Annotated in this window: 14 protein-coding genes; 10 read left to right on the top strand and 4 right to left on the bottom strand. The window is 45.1% G+C overall.

Going from position 1 to position 18,282, the window contains the following annotated elements; all coding sequences use genetic code 11:
* Entirely contained in the window at positions 1–1,929 is a 1,929-nt protein-coding gene (thrS, locus tag AB6D07_RS14340; protein ID WP_029223062.1) for a threonine--tRNA ligase, read from the bottom strand.
* A 384-nt stretch (positions 1,930–2,313) separates the two neighbouring features.
* Positions 2,314–3,057 carry a sporulation protein gene (locus tag AB6D07_RS14345; protein ID WP_017063601.1) on the bottom strand — a complete coding sequence of 248 codons (744 nt, stop codon included), beginning with the start codon at positions 3,055–3,057 and terminating at the stop codon, positions 2,314–2,316.
* A gap of 181 nt (positions 3,058–3,238) precedes the next feature.
* Here AB6D07_RS14345 and hutC point away from each other — a divergent pair, with 181 nt between their 5' ends.
* From hutC to AB6D07_RS14375, 6 genes are all read left to right on the top strand, one after another.
* On the top strand, positions 3,239–3,952 hold the full coding sequence (gene hutC / locus AB6D07_RS14350; RefSeq protein ID WP_017099838.1) for a histidine utilization repressor: 714 nt from the start codon (positions 3,239–3,241) through the stop codon (positions 3,950–3,952).
* Between the two features lie 113 nt (positions 3,953–4,065).
* A complete protein-coding gene (gene hutI / locus AB6D07_RS14355) occupies positions 4,066–5,316 on the top strand; it encodes an imidazolonepropionase (protein ID WP_029223061.1) in 1,251 nt (416 codons plus the stop codon).
* On the top strand, positions 5,303–6,367 hold the full coding sequence (gene hutG, locus AB6D07_RS14360; RefSeq protein WP_017103782.1) for a formimidoylglutamase: 1,065 nt from the start codon (positions 5,303–5,305) through the stop codon (positions 6,365–6,367). The genes hutI and hutG overlap by 14 nt, the downstream gene beginning before the upstream one ends.
* Positions 6,368–6,445: 78 nt before the next feature.
* Positions 6,446–8,140 (top strand): urocanate hydratase, encoded by a 1,695-nt coding sequence (hutU, locus tag AB6D07_RS14365; RefSeq protein WP_017103781.1) that lies wholly within the window; start codon positions 6,446–6,448, stop codon positions 8,138–8,140.
* Between the two features lie 14 nt (positions 8,141–8,154).
* Positions 8,155–9,687 (top strand): histidine ammonia-lyase, encoded by a 1,533-nt coding sequence (gene hutH, locus AB6D07_RS14370; protein WP_017085756.1) that lies wholly within the window; start codon positions 8,155–8,157, stop codon positions 9,685–9,687.
* A 226-nt stretch (positions 9,688–9,913) separates the two neighbouring features.
* Positions 9,914–10,639 (top strand): DUF3581 domain-containing protein, encoded by a 726-nt coding sequence (locus AB6D07_RS14375; RefSeq protein WP_010438254.1) that lies wholly within the window; start codon positions 9,914–9,916, stop codon positions 10,637–10,639.
* A gap of 138 nt (positions 10,640–10,777) precedes the next feature.
* On the opposite strand, the gene AB6D07_RS14380 is transcribed toward AB6D07_RS14375, so the two are convergent.
* Together AB6D07_RS14380 and AB6D07_RS14385 are read right to left on the bottom strand one after the other, a co-directional pair.
* Complete coding sequence (locus AB6D07_RS14380; protein WP_017103780.1) at positions 10,778–11,239, bottom strand: isoprenylcysteine carboxylmethyltransferase family protein; 462 nt, start codon at positions 11,237–11,239, stop codon at positions 10,778–10,780.
* A gap of 66 nt (positions 11,240–11,305) precedes the next feature.
* Positions 11,306–14,341 carry an FAD-binding and (Fe-S)-binding domain-containing protein gene (locus tag AB6D07_RS14385; protein ID WP_017103779.1) on the bottom strand — a complete coding sequence of 1,012 codons (3,036 nt, stop codon included), beginning with the start codon at positions 14,339–14,341 and terminating at the stop codon, positions 11,306–11,308.
* A gap of 219 nt (positions 14,342–14,560) precedes the next feature.
* Here AB6D07_RS14385 and AB6D07_RS14390 point away from each other — a divergent pair, with 219 nt between their 5' ends.
* From AB6D07_RS14390 to AB6D07_RS14405, 4 genes are all read left to right on the top strand, one after another.
* The gene (locus AB6D07_RS14390) at positions 14,561–15,244 is read left to right on the top strand and encodes a DUF3334 family protein (RefSeq protein ID WP_009846485.1); all 684 of its coding nucleotides are present in this window, start codon (positions 14,561–14,563) and stop codon (positions 15,242–15,244) included.
* A 220-nt stretch (positions 15,245–15,464) separates the two neighbouring features.
* Complete coding sequence (locus AB6D07_RS14395; protein ID WP_009846484.1) at positions 15,465–16,154, top strand: DUF2786 domain-containing protein; 690 nt, start codon at positions 15,465–15,467, stop codon at positions 16,152–16,154.
* Positions 16,155–16,259: 105 nt separating this feature from the next.
* A complete protein-coding gene (locus tag AB6D07_RS14400; protein ID WP_009846483.1) occupies positions 16,260–16,928 on the top strand; it encodes an OmpA family protein in 669 nt (222 codons plus the stop codon).
* Between the two features lie 142 nt (positions 16,929–17,070).
* Entirely contained in the window at positions 17,071–18,171 is a 1,101-nt protein-coding gene (locus AB6D07_RS14405; RefSeq protein ID WP_017103778.1) for a tetratricopeptide repeat protein, read from the top strand.
* The last annotated feature ends 111 nt before the right edge of the window (positions 18,172–18,282 follow it).

The following is an 18,282-nucleotide window of genomic DNA, read 5'->3' on the forward strand; positions in this document are numbered from 1 at the left end:
CTATTCCTCCAGATTGAGCTTACGGCTTGAAACCTCGGCTTGGATGTATGAAATAAAGTCATCCACTTTAAATTTGCCAAGGTCCTTACCTTTACGTGTACGTACTGCAATTTCGCCGGCTTCCATTTCTTGGTCACCACACACAAGCATGAACGGTACACGTTTCAAAGTATGTTCGCGGATTTTAAAGCCAATCTTCTCATTTCTCAAGTCTGCTTTGACTCTAAATCCACTTTTTTGCAGTTTTTTCGCAATTTCTTGTACATATTCAGACTGTTTGTCTGTAATGCCCATAACAATTGCTTGTTCTGGCGCCAACCACGTTGGGAAGAAGCCAGCGTATTCTTCAATAAGAATACCGATGAAGCGTTCTAGTGAACCTAAAATCGCGCGGTGAATCATAACTGGCGTGTGACGCTCGTTATCTTCACCTACGTAAGTTGCACCTAAACGTTCTGGTAATGCAAAATCGAGCTGCACTGTACCACATTGCCATGCGCGGTCCAAACAATCATGCAAAGTAAATTCAATCTTAGGTCCGTAGAACGCACCCTCGCCTTCTTGAATCTCGTATGCAATCTCCATCGCCTCAAGCGCTTGCTTAAGATCGGCCTCTGCACGGTCCCACATTTCGTCTGAACCTACGCGCTGTTCTGGACGAGTAGATAGCTTAACAACAATGTTTTCGAAACCGAAAGTTGTGTAAGTATCGTAAACCATTTCAATACAAGCTTTAACTTCTTGCTGAACTTGGTCTTCAGTACAGAATACGTGAGCATCATCTTGAGTGAAGCCACGAACACGCATAATGCCGTGAAGTGCGCCAGACGGCTCGTTACGGTGACATGAGCCAAACTCAGCCATACGTAACGGTAGATCACGGTAAGATTTCAAACCTTGGTTAAAGATTTGAACGTGACCAGGGCAGTTCATTGGCTTGATCGCGTATTCACGGTTCTCTGAAGAAGTCGTGAACATCGCTTCAGCGTACTTATCCCAGTGACCAGAGCGCTCCCAAAGAACACGGTCCATCATTAATGGGCCTTTTACTTCTTGGTAATCGTACTCAGTCAGCTTCTGACGAATAAATACTTCTAGCTCACGGAAGATAGTCCAACCGTTGTGATGCCAGAACACCATGCCTGGTGCTTCTTGCTGCATGTGGAATAGATCTAAGTGCTTACCGATTTTACGGTGATCACGCTTAGCCGCTTCTTCTAGGCGCACTAGGTGAGCCTTAAGCGCTTTCTTGTCGTGGAATGCAGTACCGTAGATACGTTGAAGCATCTTGTTGTCACTGTTACCACGCCAGTAAGCACCCGCTACGTTAAGTAGCGTGAAGTGTTGGCAGAAGCCCATATGTGGAACGTGTGGACCACGACACATATCGATGTATTCTTCATGATGGTACAGGCCTGGACGATCGTCTTTAGAAACGTTCTCATCCAGGATTTCGATTTTGTAAGTCTCGCCGCGAGCTTCGAATGCGTCACGCGCTTCCTGCCAGCTAACTTTCTTCTTAACAACCTGATACTTGGTCTTCGCTAGCTCTTTCATACGCTTTTCAATCTTTTCTAGATCTTCTTGCGTTAGAGAGTGCTCAAGGTCGATATCGTAGTAGAAACCGTTATCAATGGTAGGACCGATCGCCATTTTCGCTTCTGGAAAAAGCTGCTTAATCGCGTGACCTAAAAGGTGAGCACAAGAGTGACGAACGATCTCAAGGCCATCAACTTCATCTTTAGCTGTGATGATTTCTAGGCTTGCATCGTTTTCGATAAGATCACAAGCATCAACACGCTCGCCGTCTACACGACCAGCAATGGTTGCTTTCGCAAGACCAGGACCGATTGATAGGGCAACATCTAGAGTTGATACAGGGTTGTCAAATTGACGCTGACTACCGTCAGGAAGAGTAATAATTGGCATTATTTGTCCTTTACAGTGGTGTTGCACACCAAGCAACACATGAAAATGTTTAATATATGTTTGTCAGTCAACGAGTATGTTGACCGGAGATATATGCATAATAAATATACCCACATAGAAGCAAATACAGATGCCCCACTTGTGAGTAGCCGAACATTGTAACGAAATTATATGAAATGACAATGTTAGTCCCACAGCGCCACAAAAACTACATAACTTAAATGTCTCTTCTATATAGGACCTTCTAACACCCTAAGCTAACGTTCAATGATTGGCTCTTTGCCTTTATTTACAAACAAAAAAGCCGAACGGTTAAGTTCGGCTTTAGAAGTTGTATTGTCTTGTCTCTGTTAATAGACAGAGCAACTACTAACAGAGAGGGAACTACGCACTCATGATTCTTGATACAGCGTTGCGGATGTCTGAGTCGGCTGCGTTAGCTGGCAAGCTGAATGAGATGTATTGGTCGCCACGGAAGCTCATTGAGCGGTCGATCTCTGCTAGGCAGTGAACCATAGAGCCATCTACGATGAATGACAGCTCGATCTCTTTGTTATTCATAAAACCTCCGCTGCGAAATTCAATCTCTTGGTAACAGCCAGAGCGAGAAGCAAAGCTGTTGCCTTTCAAGAAGCCCTTCTCTACGTCTGCTTTCACCATTGCCATACCCGATGCTTCGACACCTTGGATGATTTTAGCGACTGTTGGCAATGGGTGTACGGAGATAAAGTCACGGTCTTTAGGGTCAATCGCGAAGCCGATATCTAAGTTGGTTTCAACCCACACATGGCATTGGTTCATTTGTGCGTTCAACGCCGTGACTGGTGTTTCATCATTTAACTTAAGACGGAATGGAACCAGTTTGGTTTCGCCCGGTTGGATAACGAAAGGCTCTACGGCTTGAATACGACCCAGTGAAAAGGTTTCGTAGCTGGTGCTGTCTTCCGTTTCTACTTTTACTTCTGTGTTGAGAACCAAGTTGATCAGGTCAATTTGTTGCTCAACGTCGCCGCCAACAATGTGAACATTGCCAGACAACTCTCCACCTTGGAAAACTTCAATATTATCTAAGACAGTATCAACCTTTGCTGCACCGATGCCCAACGAGGCCTTTAATTTCTTAAACATATTATTTCCCTTTCTAATTATCTGATTTACGAATAGTTATTGCGTGACAATTTGCGACACTTGCCTCACAGAATCAAGCAATTTGCCCCATCTATGTTGAATAAGGTCACATTGCCCGAGGAAATGTTGAAATCGTGAAAAATTCCGTTACTCTATTTGTATAGTCAAATAAGGTTTCATTATGTCGAAAGCGCCGCTCTACCTTCAGATAAAACAGTTCATAGATGACAAGATCAACAGTGGTCACTGGCCAGTGGGTTACCAGATAACCACAGAACTCGAACTTACCGAGCAGTTCAATGTGAGTCGAATGACGGTCAATAAAGCGATTCGAGATTTGGTGTCTGAAGGCAAGCTCATCAGGAAACCAAGACTGGGGACTTTTGTTTGTGAACCAGACGAAAAAGCGCAATCTCCGTTGCTTGATATCAACAACATCGCGCAAGAGATCAAAGACCGAGGCCAAACGTATACTAGCCAAGTTATCAAGCACGATAGTATCAAGGCTGATGAAAGCACGGCTACACGGTTAGGTGTGATGATTAACGCAGAAGTGTTCTATAGTGAAATCATACACTTTGCCGACAACGCACCGATTCAATTGGAAGCGCGCTGGGTGAACTCTCAAGCCGCTCCAAAATACCTAGAGCAAGACTTTTCAACCTCTACACCCAACGAATACCTTTCAAAAAGCTGCCCGTTGAGTGCTATCGAGCATACGGTTGAAGCCATTATTCCTGACTCTCAAATTAGAACGTCACTAAAACTTTCTGAATCAGAGCCTTGCCTGCTTTTGAATAGAAGAACATGGAGCAAAGAACGGCTCATCAGCTTTGCATTGCTCTACCATCCTGGCTCTAAGTACAAATTAAGCTCCAAGATACTTCTAGATTAAAGAACATCATCCTGATCGCCGATCACATTTTTGCAACATCAACTTGATTCGGGTCAGCGTTTAGCCTATTTGTTTGTATATACATTTAATATTTAGCAAAGATCTAGGTGATTATGAATTTGATCCTTAAAAACGCACGAATGGTCTCCATGAGTTCGGGAGCCGATGGCTATCAGCCCTCTTCCCCTCAAGATATCGTTATCGAAAGCGGTAAAATCGTGTCCATCTCTTGTTCAAACCAAGGCGTACTTGCTTCTGAGTTAGAACAAGTAAGTATTGATGGTTCTTTGGATTACATCACCTATGATTGCAAAAACAAGTTAGTCACCCCTGGGCTGATTGATTGCCACACTCACCTCGTATTTGCGGGTAATCGTGCCAATGAATTTGAGCAGCGTTTGAATGGTGTGTCTTACACCGACATCGCCAAACAAGGCGGCGGCATTCTGGCGACAGTAACCGCGACCCGCGCAGCGCAAGAATCCGAACTGGTTGAAATGGCTTTGCCTAGACTCGATGGCCTGCTAAGAAGTGGCGTAACCAGCATCGAAGTAAAATCTGGCTATGGTTTAACACTTGAAGATGAGCTCAAGATGTTACGCGCAGCTAAAACGTTAGAGAATCATCGCCGAATTAAGATCACCACCACTCTCCTTGCAGCGCATGCTGTGCCACCTGAATATAAAGAACAACCGGACAGCTATATCGATTTGGTTTGCCAAGAGATCATTCCTAAAGCTGCAGAGCAGGGGCTCGCCGATGCTGTTGACGTGTTTTGCGAATCTATCGGCTTCAACCTAGAACAAACCGAACGCGTCTTTGCAGCTGCCAAAGCGCATGGGCTAGCGATTAAAGGCCACACTGAACAACTTTCGAATATGGGTGGCAGCGCGCTTGCAGCAAAATACGGCGCACTCTCTGTTGACCATGTTGAGTACTTAGATGAAGCTGGAGTAAAAGCACTGGCAGAATCAGGCACAGTTGCCACCTTGCTACCCGGCGCTTTCTATTTCCTTAAAGAGACTCAACAACCACCCGTTGCCCTGCTTCGTGAACACAACATTCCAATGGCGATCGCGACCGACTTAAACCCCGGCACGTCTCCCTTTGCTGATTTAACGCTGATGATGAACATGAGCTGCACCTTATTTGGCACGACGCCTGAAGAAGCGCTGCGCGGTGTGACTAGTCATGCTGCGGCTGCCATTGGCGACTCACAAACTAAAGGCAAAATTGAAATTGGTTATGCCGCTGATTTAGCTATCTGGAATATCGAGCACCCTGCCGATCTAAGCTATCAAGTCGGTGTTCCTCATCTTCATAAACGCATTGTTAATGGCGAGGTGTGTCATGACTCAATCTAATTCCAACGGCATTCAAAAGAACTCAGAAGCCGTACATAACTTCGTGTGGACGGGACGTAATGATCTTGAAGATGGCGCACTAGGTACACGCGTTCATCACATTACCAAACAAGTGCAACATAGTGACTTAAGTGACGAGCTTAATGACCGCGCCATCGCCTTGGTAGGCTTTGCCAGCGATGCTGGTGTTGCAAGAAACAAAGGTCGAGTGGGCGCGAAACAAGCACCTGACCTGATTCGCCAAGCTCTGGCGAATATGGCTTGGCACAGTGACACTCACATCGCGGACCTGGGTGATATCGAGTGCAATGATGGTCAATTGGAAGTCAGCCAAAAACAGTGTGCTTCTGTGATTGCCAATGCTCTATCAACTAACAAAGTGATTACCCTTGGCGGTGGTCACGAAGTGGCTTGGGCATCGTTCCAAGGCCTCGCGGAACATTTACATAAAGCAGAACGCCTTCATAAAACTGAACGTATTGATAAAGATCAGCCAATACACAAACCTAAGATCGGCATCGTTAACTTTGATGCTCACTTTGATCTTCGTGAATTTGAAAGCGACATCGCTGATGTTAAACCCAGTTCAGGTACGCCTTTTAATCAAATCAGCGATTACTGCCACAAGCATCAATGGCCGTTTCATTACGCTTGTCTTGGCGTTAGCGCAGCCAGTAATACCAAAGCGCTGTTTAACAAAGCTGACCAACTGGGCGTGTGGTATGAACATGACCGCAACATGACCCAAGTGAACCAAGTCGCTCAACTGGTTAAGTTGCAAAAATTCATCGCTGAATGTGATTACCTCTATCTCACCATTGATCTAGATGTATTCCCAGCAGCGACTGCGCCGGGTGTAAGTGCACCAGCGGCAAGAGGCGTGAGCTATGAAGCACTCGCTCCTTTTCTAGAACAGATTTTCCAACACAGCGAAAAACTCATTATCGCGGACATTGCGGAATACAACCCAGACTACGACGTCGATGGCCAAACGGCTCGATTGGCGGCACGTTTGTGTTGGGATATAGCCAGTGCAATGGCCAGCAACTAATCCAGCTATACCGATAACTACAACTACAACTACAACTACAACTACAACGATATAACGTGAAACAGAAGGAATTCCAAAATGACGGAACACCACAACAGTGACCCTCGTCTCGACACGACTCGCGAAATTCGCGCACCTCATGGCACCACTTTGCGCGCTAAATCTTGGTTAACAGAAGCACCACTGCGTATGCTGATGAACAACCTAGACCCTGATGTGGCAGAACACCCACATGCACTGGTTGTGTATGGCGGTATCGGTCGCGCGGCGCGTGATTGGAAATGTTATGACAAGATTGTTGAAGTATTAGAGCGTTTAGAAGACGACCAAACGTTACTTGTTCAATCAGGTAAACCTGTGGGCGTGTTCCCGACTCATAAAAACGCACCTCGCGTACTGATCGCGAACTCTAACCTTGTTCCACACTGGGCTAACTGGGAGCACTTCAACGAGCTCGATAAAGAAGGCTTGATGATGTATGGCCAAATGACTGCCGGCAGCTGGATTTACATTGGCTCACAAGGCATCGTCCAAGGCACTTATGAAACGTTTATTGCTATCGCGAAGAAGCACTTTCAAGGCGAAGCAAACGGCAAGTGGGTTTTAACGGGTGGTCTTGGCGGCATGGGTGGTGCTCAACCTCTTGCTGCAACTATGGCTGGCTTCTCAATGATCGCGGTTGAATGTGATGAATCACGAATCGATTACCGCTTGCGTACAGGCTATGTAGACAAAAAAGCCACTAGCATAGATGAAGCGATGGAGATGATTAAAGAGTCAGACACACCAATCTCTGTTGGCTTGCTTGGTAACGCAGCAGATGTATTCCCAGAGTTAGTTGAACGCAATATCACGCCTGACGTCGTGACAGACCAAACCTCTGCCCACGATCCGTTGAACGGCTACTTGCCTCAAGGTTGGACGATGGAGAAAGCAGCACAAGAACGTTTAGTTGATGAAGCGAAAGTAGTGAAAGCCGCTAAGCAATCAATGGCGATTCAAGTACAAGCCATGCTAGATCTTCAGTACCGTGGTGCAGCGACTGTAGATTACGGTAATAACATTCGCCAAATGGCACTGGAAGAAGGTGTGGAAAACGCATTTGATTTCCCAGGTTTCGTTCCCGCATATATACGACCTTTATTTTGTGAAGGCGTCGGTCCGTTCCGTTGGGCAGCCCTATCTGGCGACCCAGAAGACATCTACAAAACAGACCAAAAAGTAAAAGAACTGATTCCAGATAACCCACATCTACACAACTGGCTAGATATGGCGCGTGAACGCATTCAGTTCCAAGGTCTACCAGCTCGTATTTGTTGGGTTGGCTTGAAAGACCGTGAACGTTTGGGTCAAGCATTCAATGAAATGGTGAAAAATGGCGAACTGAAAGCACCAGTTGTTATTGGTCGTGACCACCTAGATTCAGGCTCAGTAGCAAGCCCGAATCGCGAAACAGAAGGCATGATGGATGGCTCAGATGCTGTATCAGATTGGCCTCTATTGAACGCTCTGTTAAATACTGCAGGCGGCGCAACATGGGTTTCTCTACACCACGGTGGCGGCGTTGGCATGGGCTTCTCACAACACTCGGGTATGGTGATTTGTTGTGACGGTAGCGAAGATGCATCACAACGTATTGCTCGTGTACTTCACAATGATCCGGCTACTGGCGTTATGCGTCATGCTGATGCGGGTTACGATATTGCCAAGCAGTGTGCTAAAGAGCAGAAGCTTGATTTACCTATGCTAAACGAAGAACTTCGTCGCCTTTAATGTCTGGAGAAAACATGTTGAATTTATTACTTAAGCCAGGACTTCTAGGCCTGCCTGAACTGCGTAAGATTAGCCGTAGCCCTGTGAATTTATCTCTCGATCCTGCAGCGATTCCTGATATAGAAGCGAGCATGCACGTTGTCGAACAAGTGATTGCTGAAGATCGCACCGTGTATGGCATCAACACGGGTTTTGGCTTGTTAGCAAATACCAAAATCGCCCCTGAGGATTTAGAAGTACTACAGAAAAGTATCGTGCTTTCTCACGCGGCGGGCATTGGTAAATTCATGTCTGATGAAACTGTTCGCTTGATGATGGTACTTAAGATTAACAGCTTGTCTCGCGGTTACTCTGGTATCCGCCTCAAAGTGATTAATGCCCTTATCGATCTTGTGAACGCACAGGTTTACCCATGTGTTCCACAAAAAGGATCTGTGGGTGCTTCAGGAGATCTTGCTCCCCTCGCCCACATGAGTACGGTACTGCTAGGTGAAGGCCAAGCACGCCACAACGGCAAGATCATCACTGGCTTAGAAGCAATGCAGATCGCAGGCTTGGAGCCTATAACGCTAGCACCTAAAGAAGGTCTGGCGCTGTTAAACGGCACACAAGCATCGACAGCCTTTGCACTAGAAGGTCTGTTCGCAGCAGAAGACTTATTCGCGTCTGCAACCGTGTGTGGTGCAATGTCTGTAGAAGCCGCGCTGGGTAGCCGTCGTCCGTTTGATCCGCGTATTCATCGCGTTCGTGGTCATCGTGGCCAGATGGATGCAGCACTTGCTTACCGTCATATGCTTGATCAAAAGAGTGAGATTGGTGAATCACACACTTGTTGTGAAAAGGTTCAAGACCCTTACTCACTGCGTTGTCAGCCTCAAGTGATGGGGGCATGTTTACAGCAGATTCGTAATTCAGCAGAAACCTTAAACATTGAAGCAAATGCCGTATCCGACAACCCGCTAGTTTTCGCTGACGATGGCGACATCATTTCGGGCGGTAACTTCCACGCAGAACCTGTCGCAATGGCAGCAGATAACCTTGCATTGGCCATTGCCGAGATCGGTAGCTTGTCAGAGCGTAGAATGGCGCTGCTGATTGATAGCGCGCTAAGCAAACTACCGCCTTTCTTAGTCGATAACGGTGGCGTGAACTCAGGCTTTATGATTGCTCAAGTAACGTCTGCAGCACTCGCTAGTGAGAACAAAACATTGGCTCATCCTGCGTCAATTGACAGCCTACCTACTTCTGCAAACCAAGAAGACCACGTATCAATGGCCACCTTTGCCGCTCGTAGGCTTAGATACATGGCTGAAAATACCCGTGGGATATTGGCAGTAGAATATTTAGCAGCAGCACAAGGGCTAGACTTCCGCGCTCCGAATCTATCTTCTCCTCGTGTGGAAGAAGCGAAGCAGATTTTGCGTGAGAAAGTGAGCTTCTACGACAAAGACAGATATTTTGCTCCAGATATTGAGCAAGCGAACTTATTGCTCAAATTATCCGTTCATAATCACCTAATGCCAGAAGGCACTTTGTGTAGCTTTTAAAGTAAAAACATTCTGAACAACACCCATTAGAGTGTCATATAAACAAGGGCTATCAGTTAGCCCTTGTTGCATTGAGCCAAAGGCCATATCTCCCTTAAAGTCGTGACATACCATCCAACGTATTTATCTAATTGACTGATATATCAGCAAAGTTAACTGGATAGACCATTAGAACCAAGTTAGTTAGCTATAATCCACCCCAGATTTGATGACTAATAGCGATACTATGTTTCTGACACCTTACTTTTCTACTGAAGACAATCAATTTCAATTCACTCGTGAACAAGCTAGCCACTTTGCTAAAAAAGTAGCTGCTGACTTCAACCCAATTCACGATGAAGACAACAAGCGCTTCTGCGTGCCTGGCGATCTTTTATTTGCAGTACTTCTGCAAAAAGAAGGCATCAGCCAAAAAATGCGTTTTGATTTTTCAGGTATGGTGGGTAACGGTATTGCGCTAAGCGTTGACAACAAGTGTGAGAAAGAAAGCTCACTGGTTGACGAGAAAGGCAAAGAGTACCTACACATGTCTTGTGAAGGTGAAAAGAGCCACGATCAAGCATTCATCGAACACGTAGTAACAAACTACGTTAAGTTCTCAGGCATGAACTTCCCACACATCATGGTTCCTCTTATGGAAGAACAACAAATGATGATCAACTGCCAACGTCCTCTTGTGATTTACGAGAGCATGGAAGTTGAATTTACTCGTCTAGACCTATCTCACCCAGAAGTTGAATTCTCTGGTGCGACTTTTGATGTTGAAGGCAAGCGTGGCATCGTGACACTGAACTTTGATTTCAAAGAAGACGGTGAAGTAGTCGGTAAAGGCGTAAAGCGCATGGTAGCAAGTGGTCTTAAGCCATACGACCAAGCTTCTGTAGACGACCTAGTAAACCGCTTCAACGAACGTAAAGAGATGTTTCTAGCTCAGTTCGCAGCTGCCGCTTAATCAGCATCCTTATTTACATCACTTGATGTAAACAGCTAAAAACAAGATCAATAAAGCCCAGCTTGGTATCACAAGCTGGGCTTTTTCATTTCGATGACTAATGACATCAAGTCACTCAAGCCTGTATTCAAGTCAGAACTAAATCCAGCGCCTAACCTTTTGTTTGTAATCAACATATTCCGCACCGAACAATTGCTCTAGAGCGTGTTCTTCTGGCTTAATTTGGAACTGATTCATGTAGATTACGAATACAAAACTGAGTAAGACACTGAACAGGTTTTGGAAGAAGTAGCCAAAACAAAACAGTAGGATAAATAGCCCTAGATACATTGGGTTTCGCGTGTAGCCAAAGATTCCACTGTCCACAACTGCAGAAGCGGTGTCGACTTTGATCGGATTAACGGTGGTTTTCTGTTTGCGAAACTCCCATATGCCTGATATTCCAATAACACCACTCAAGACAATCCCGATACCGAGCACAACCATTCGATAAGGCAGTGCCAATGTTCCTTGGCTCAACTGCTGAGCGCAGAAGTATGATGCTACGAATACAATAATGAACAGTGCAACGGGTGGTACTTTTAATTCTAGAAATTTCATACTTTTCCTTATTAACATTCCTTTGTTAGTTTAGAAAAAAGCCCAGCAATTGCTGGGCTAAATGTATTAAAGAATTTTTGCTAGCGCTTGTAATGGGTGAGCAAGCTTCTCACCTTCAAAACGCTTCACTTGGCTACGGCAAGAATAACCCGTCACCAAACAACGATCTTTTGGTAAGTCCTGCATTTGAGGCTTCCAGCTTAAACCGTATATATCTTTCGACATTTGTAACTTATCAACTTCATGCCCGAAGGTGCCCGCCATACCACAACAGCCAACCGGAACGCTGGTTAACGCAGCACCAAAGTGCTTGAAGATAGTGCCCCACTCTTTTTCAGCGTTCGGCATTTTGGTTTTCTCAGTACAGTGAGCAAACAAGTACCACATATCTTCACTTGCTGAACGTGCTTCGAACTCACCTAACGATGGCATTAACCATTCATGCACGGTAAGCACATCAAAGTCGCCACGTTTGTCACCTAAGGTCTCAACGTATTCATCGCGGTAACAAAGCACAAGAGCCGGGTCCACACCCACCAAAGGAATACCGATATCCGCCACCATCGACAAGAAATCCGATGTTGATTTCGCTTCACGCGCAAAACGACTTAAGAAGCCTTTAATGTGCAGAGCTTTACCATTTGGCTTAAACGGCAGCAACACCGGAGTTTTACCAAGTTTTTGAACCAGAGTGACGAAGTCTTCAATCACCTCCGCATCATAGAAGCTAGTGAACGGGTCTTGAACGATCAGCACATGCTGTTTCTTCTCTTCAGAAGACAAGCCTTCTAAGTACTGTAAGTCGAAGAGTTGCAGCTCTTTGCTCGCCAGACGATTTTTAAGTGTAGGTACCGACATCAAAGGAGCATCAACATAACCGACCGTCTTAGCCGTTGCCGTTTGTATCCACTTTTGACCCAATGCAGCGTTCACTACTTTTGGCGCTTTCGCCATCAGCGGCAGCATGGTTTCAATGTTAGCGACTAAATAGTCTTTTGCTGGGCGCTGGTAACGCGAATAGTAGATGTTTAAGAATCGAGAACGGAAACTTGGTACATCAACTTTAATAGGACACTGGCTCGCACACGCTTTACACGCCAAACAACCGTTCATCGCTTCATGAACTTCATGTGAGAAATCGTACTCATGACGTTTGTTCATCGTGTTACGAACACGTTCCACCATGGTTTTAATCGGAGTATTGTCCTTCAGCGCTTCTTGCTCTAAGTCGAGAATATCGACGCCTTGTTCCGTTAACTGACGTAACCATTCACGAACCAAGCCTGCACGGCCCTTTGGTGAATGACGACGGTCAGCCGTGACTTTCATCGAAGGACACATTGGCGAACTCGTATCGTAATTGAAACACAAGCCGTTACCATTACATTCCATCGCTTGCTTGAAGCTATCACGGACTTGTACGTCGATCTGGCGATCGTAGAAACCACGCTTGGTATCAGTGACTTTCACCAACTCAGCATCGCTTTCTAAAGGCGTACAGATCTTGCCTGGGTTCATCTTGTTATGCGGGTCAAATGCCGCTTTAACTCGTCTTAATTCGGTAAACAGCTCTTCACCAAAGAAGTCAGGACCATACTCAGAACGGAAGCCTTTACCGTGTTCACCCCACATCAAGCCGCCGTATTTAGCCACCAGCTTAACCACTTCATCAGAGACTTCATGCATCAATGCTTCTTGCATCGGATCACACAAATCTAAAGCAGGACGAACGTGCAGTACGCCCGCATCCACGTGACCAAACATGCCGTAGTTCAACTCTTTTGAATCGAGTAAGACTCTAAATTCAGAGATGAAGTCGGCCAAGTTTTCTGGTGGTACACAGGTATCTTCAGCAAAAGCGACTGGCTTAGCTCGGCCTTTCGCCGCACCTAATAGACCTACCGCTTTCTTACGCATGTTGTAGATTCGGCCAATGCTCGCCAAATCACTGCACACTTGGAAGCCAATCACACCCGCGTCTTCAGTTTCTACCATGCTTTCAAGCTGTGCGGTCAGCGCTTGAACTTGTTGTTCAACTTCCGCTTCATCTTGGCCTGCAAACTCAACCATGTTGATACCAAGCATCTCTTTATTTGGAACATCCATAAGCAAATCGCTCACGGTGTGCCAAACAATGTCTTGTTTCGCTAGGTTCAATACTCTTGAATCAACGGTTTCAACAGACAGCGCTTTCGCTTCTACCATGAACGGCGCATTACGCAGTGCAGAATCGAACGTGTTGTATTTAACGTTAACCAGCGTTCGCGCTTTGGGAATCGGCGTGAGGTTGAGCTTTGCTTCAGTGATGAATGCTAATGAACCTTCTGCACCACATAGAACACGAGTCAGGTCAAAGCTATCGTCTTCTTCGTTGATTGCGTTCTTTAAATCGTAACCAGTTAAGAAGCGGTTCAATGGTGGGAATTTATTAAGAATTTGAGCGCGCTTATCTCGACAAACGGCCTCAGTTACTGCAAAGGCATGATGAGCAAATTCACCTTCAGCAGGTAAGCCGTGTGATAAATCGGATTCGAGACATGAACCATCTGCGAAGACGGCTTGCAGCGACAACACATGGTCAGACGTTTTACCGTACTTCAATGACCCTTGGCCCGAAGCATCGGTATTGATCATGCCACCTAAGGTTGCTCGGTTACTGGTAGAAAGGTCTGGAGAGAAAAAGTAACCATACGGACGCACAGCATCGTTCAATTGGTCTTTAACGATACCTGACTGAACTCTTACCCAGCCTTCTTGCTCGTTAATCTCAAGAACCTTGTTCATATAACGAGAAAGGTCAACCACGACGCCTTTTGTTAAAGACTGTCCGTTAGTACCGGTACCACCGCCACGAGGGGAAAAGGTCACGCGTTCGTAAGCAGATTTTGCACCCACTTTACCGAGCAGCACAACGTCTTGGGTTGTTTTAGGGAGAATAACTGCCTGCGGCAATTGCTGATAGACACTGTTATCAGTCGCCACAGCCAAACGGCTAGAATATTGAGATTCAATGTCGCCAGTAAAGCCCGCTGTTTTTAGTTCATCTAAAAAGCGTACGACAACTGGATCGACATCAGCATTGAGTTGAAGTCTTGGTAACATTTGCTTCCTGCCCCTACTTCGCTGATCCTATCAGCATTGGGTTATCTGAGATTTTTAATATTTTTCTTTGAATTTCGTCACTTTACTACTATTAAGATCATATAAAAAGGTGATCAAATAAGAATCTCGGTGCAAGAATGGAGAAATAGTCACTTTCGTCTTAATTCAGTAGTAAGATAGTAGATAACTTTTTTACGACATCTCCATGAGCAAATAACAATGAAAAAAAGCAAAACAGTCACAACTGAAGATATTCTTCTTAAGCTATGCCAATCAGTCTCAAACGTACTTACTTCAGCGACGGCTTCACAGGTGTCCTACTCAGCAATGGTTCAAAAGATCAACAAGACAAGCCTTAAGCCAGATTTTGGTTGTTTCGTCTTGTTCGACGGCGGTTTTTCAGGTCTTGTTGTTATCAATTTTACGTCGAAAGCAGCGCTAGAGATCTACACAAATTACATGCGTAATATGGGCATGCCTGAAGACGAACTCGCTGTACTTCATACTTCAGACGAAGTAGGTGATGTATTAGGTGAGTTGATGAACCAGTTGGTTGGCGACTTTACAAACAAAATCCGTAAAGAACTGCAAACTAACATCACACAAAACCAACCGAAAATGCTGGCACTGAACAAGCAAGTGAACCTTTCTGTTGATACTAACTTAGATCGCCCGCAAGCTCGTCGTGTTACTTTCTCTACTGCCGACAACAACATTTTCTACCTTGAGCTTGCAATGGACAAAACTGAATTCATCCAATTGGAAGAATTTGAAATCGCTGAAGACGAATGTCCAGACAGCATTCTTGAAGCGACTCAGAAAAAAATGCAAGAACCAAAGCAGCCAGAGCAAAGTTCAGGCAACGATTCTGCAGCTGATTTACTCGATGAACTTGGAATCTAGTTTGCGAAAGCTCTAGCACATCCTAAAAATCGTGTCACTAACGCCATCAATCCTCTTGATGGCGTTTTGTTTTGTCCGGGACCCGCCGCTTCCTTCCTATATCCTTATCTTCCACAATCGTTCACCACATTCCTACAAATGACTTTTGACTTTGCTGTTGCTCGCCAAAACATGTAAAATGTTGGACTTTTAAAAATTTGCGGTAATGATTAAGTTGTCGATGGATAAGAAAAAAGCCCTAAAGAAAATTGCCAAGTGTCTTGAGCTTGGAAACTCTGCGAACGTCAATGAAGCTGCCAATGCGATAAAAATGGCACATAACTTGATGCTGAAATATGGTCTCGAAAAGGACGATATTGAATTTATCAAGATGGGAAAAACTCAATCCAGTCACCTGTTACCTGCAAATATCAGCTCTACACTGCTGCGTGTTATTCGTGGTATTAACACCAAGTTTGGCGTAGAAGCCGTGTTACTGAATCACAAAGGCCTTAAACGCGTTGAATTCATTGGTGAAGCCGATCGCGCTATCTTCGCGGCTTTTGCGTTCGATATTATTTATCGCGAACTGAATGAGCACACTGGCCAATTCAGAAACAGTTTTGCGGGCTCGGGAACAGGGACACTAGAAGTAACACGTCGCGTAAACTCTTACGTTTCGGGTTGGGTAGAAGGTGCGCTTGAAAAACTGCCTGTTATCACCCCAGACGACGAGTCAAACAACAAGATCAATAACTACATTGATAAAGAATTCCAAAACATCGACCGCGAAACGTTCAAACAACAACTCAGAGAAGCGATGAAAAACCTCACCGCAGACTATGAAGTTGGTTTGAAGAAAGGTCGAAAACTGTCTGTAAATCGACCTGTTGGCGGAACTCAAGCCGTTAAAAAAATAACTAAATCATAAAGCCACTTTACATTGCTTCAGCGTATTGATAAAAACCACCAATAGGACTTATTGTTGTCTTTCGTAATTCATGCGTTTGACAGAAGTACATGATGGAGAAATACGTTGAAAAAAATCACACTAGCCCTGGCACTCACTGTTGCTCTAACGGGCTGTCAAGCGACACAACGCCAAAACGCTACAACTGGCGAATCTGAGACTAATTCCGCAACTCAAGGTGCTTTAATTGGTGCAATCGCAGGTGCTGTTGCTGGTGCTGCTACGGGTGACGACTCTAAAGACCGCCGCAAACGTGCACTCATCGGTGCGGCAGGTGGCGCCGCTGTCGGCGGTGGTATCGGTTACTACTTTGACCAGCAAGAAGCTGCACTTCGTGAAGAACTCATGAACTCAGGCGTTCAAGTAGAGCGTGTTGGTGAGAACCAACTTCTACTTCGCCTAGAGAACGGCATTGGCTTCGATTCTGGTTCTTACGCTTTAGAATCAAGCATCCACAAAACACTTCGCGGCGTTGCGCGCATCTTAGTTGAATACCCAGACACTAGCCTAGTGATCGAAGGTCACACTGACAGCACAGGCAGCGAGTCTTCTAACCAAGTTCTTTCTGAGCGTCGTGCTGAATCGGTTCGTGCATTCTTGATCTCTCAAGACGTTGCTGCAGGCCGTGCCATTGCTCGAGGTAACGGTGAGCGTTACCCTCTATGTGACAACAACACCTCTCAAGGTCGCGCTTGTAACCGTCGCGTAGAAATTCAAATCTTGCCGCTTAAGTAGCACGATTAAAGCCCAGTTCGTCTTTATCTATTGAATTAACCTCTATATAGTTGCTTATCGTCGTGTTGCTTGTTCAAAGTCACACGACTAGCCATATTCATACTGATATACCGACTCTGGGCTTTTTTACGAGACTTATCTATTGTTTATCCTATCCAACTTTCTGTCATCATCACTTCTTAGAACTCTATTTTTCACCCTCATCTTTTCTACAATACAGTTCTCTACTGCACACATCGTTCATGCAGAAAGCAACGTTGCATTCTCGATAGAATCTCAACCTCAAGATCCAGTTTCTCAATACCAACTAGCTCAAGCTTATGAATCAGGTAATGATATCCCTTTGAGCACCCACGATGCATTTTATTGGTACTCGCAATCCGCAGAAAACGGCAATGCAGATGCGCAATTTAGGCTAGGTGAATGGTACTTGGCAGGTTCAGGTGTAGAGCAAAGCAACAAGCTAGCTTTAGAATGGTTTATTAAATCAGCCTTACAAGGTAACCAACGCGCGCCTATCGAAGTCGCAAAGCTCTACGAATCCTCACTTGAGGAAGAACTCCTAAAACCATTAGATGAAGCACAGCTATGGTATGAAGCGGCCTTAAAAAACAATCCAACAGCCGAAGATGGCTATAACCGTATTCTGGAAGCGCAATTCAACCAGCAACGTGCCAAGCAGATCTCTTCGATTGAGAAGCTCAATGACAACGTCATTGCTGAAAGCAGCACGAATCAGAGGCTATCTAATCCAGAGCGAGCAAGTAGCTCCCCTTCTTATCTGCCCTCTAGAGAGCAGGTAACACGTTCTAACCTAACGTATTCAGACTATCTAATTGGCACAGCCTTAGCCGTGTTGATTTCAATTGTCAGCATTATCATGACTCTGGTGATATCAAAAAGAAGACACGCTCTAAAATCGGGTGAATTGGGGCAACAAAAGCAGACACTTGAAGCACAGCTTAGCTCGAAAGACTTCACTATTAAGCAGCAGAAACGTCAGCTGCACACGATGTTCCATGAGTTAAAAAAACAGAAAAATGACAACAGCCTGAACAATTTACAAGTAGCCTGCGCTCTATTTGGGTATACACCTAGCTCAATTCCGAATCAAAAAAGCATTAAAATTCGATATAAACAGCTATCCAAAATATACCACCCTGATGGTTACGGATGTGACGAAGAGATGAAACGTTTGAACAATTCGCTAAAAACCATCCTTAAGAGTGTTACAAAAACGTAAACAGCCAAGTAAACTCGATTTCCAAAGTCGCAAAGATATCGATTTTATTAGTACTGCAATCGATCCCCCTCTCAAAAACAGGTAACAAACTATTAACTAATGAGTCTTACT

The organism is Vibrio sp. 10N.239.312.C11 (genome assembly GCF_041466065.1).
Lineage (GTDB): Bacteria > Pseudomonadota > Gammaproteobacteria > Enterobacterales > Vibrionaceae > Vibrio > Vibrio tasmaniensis_A.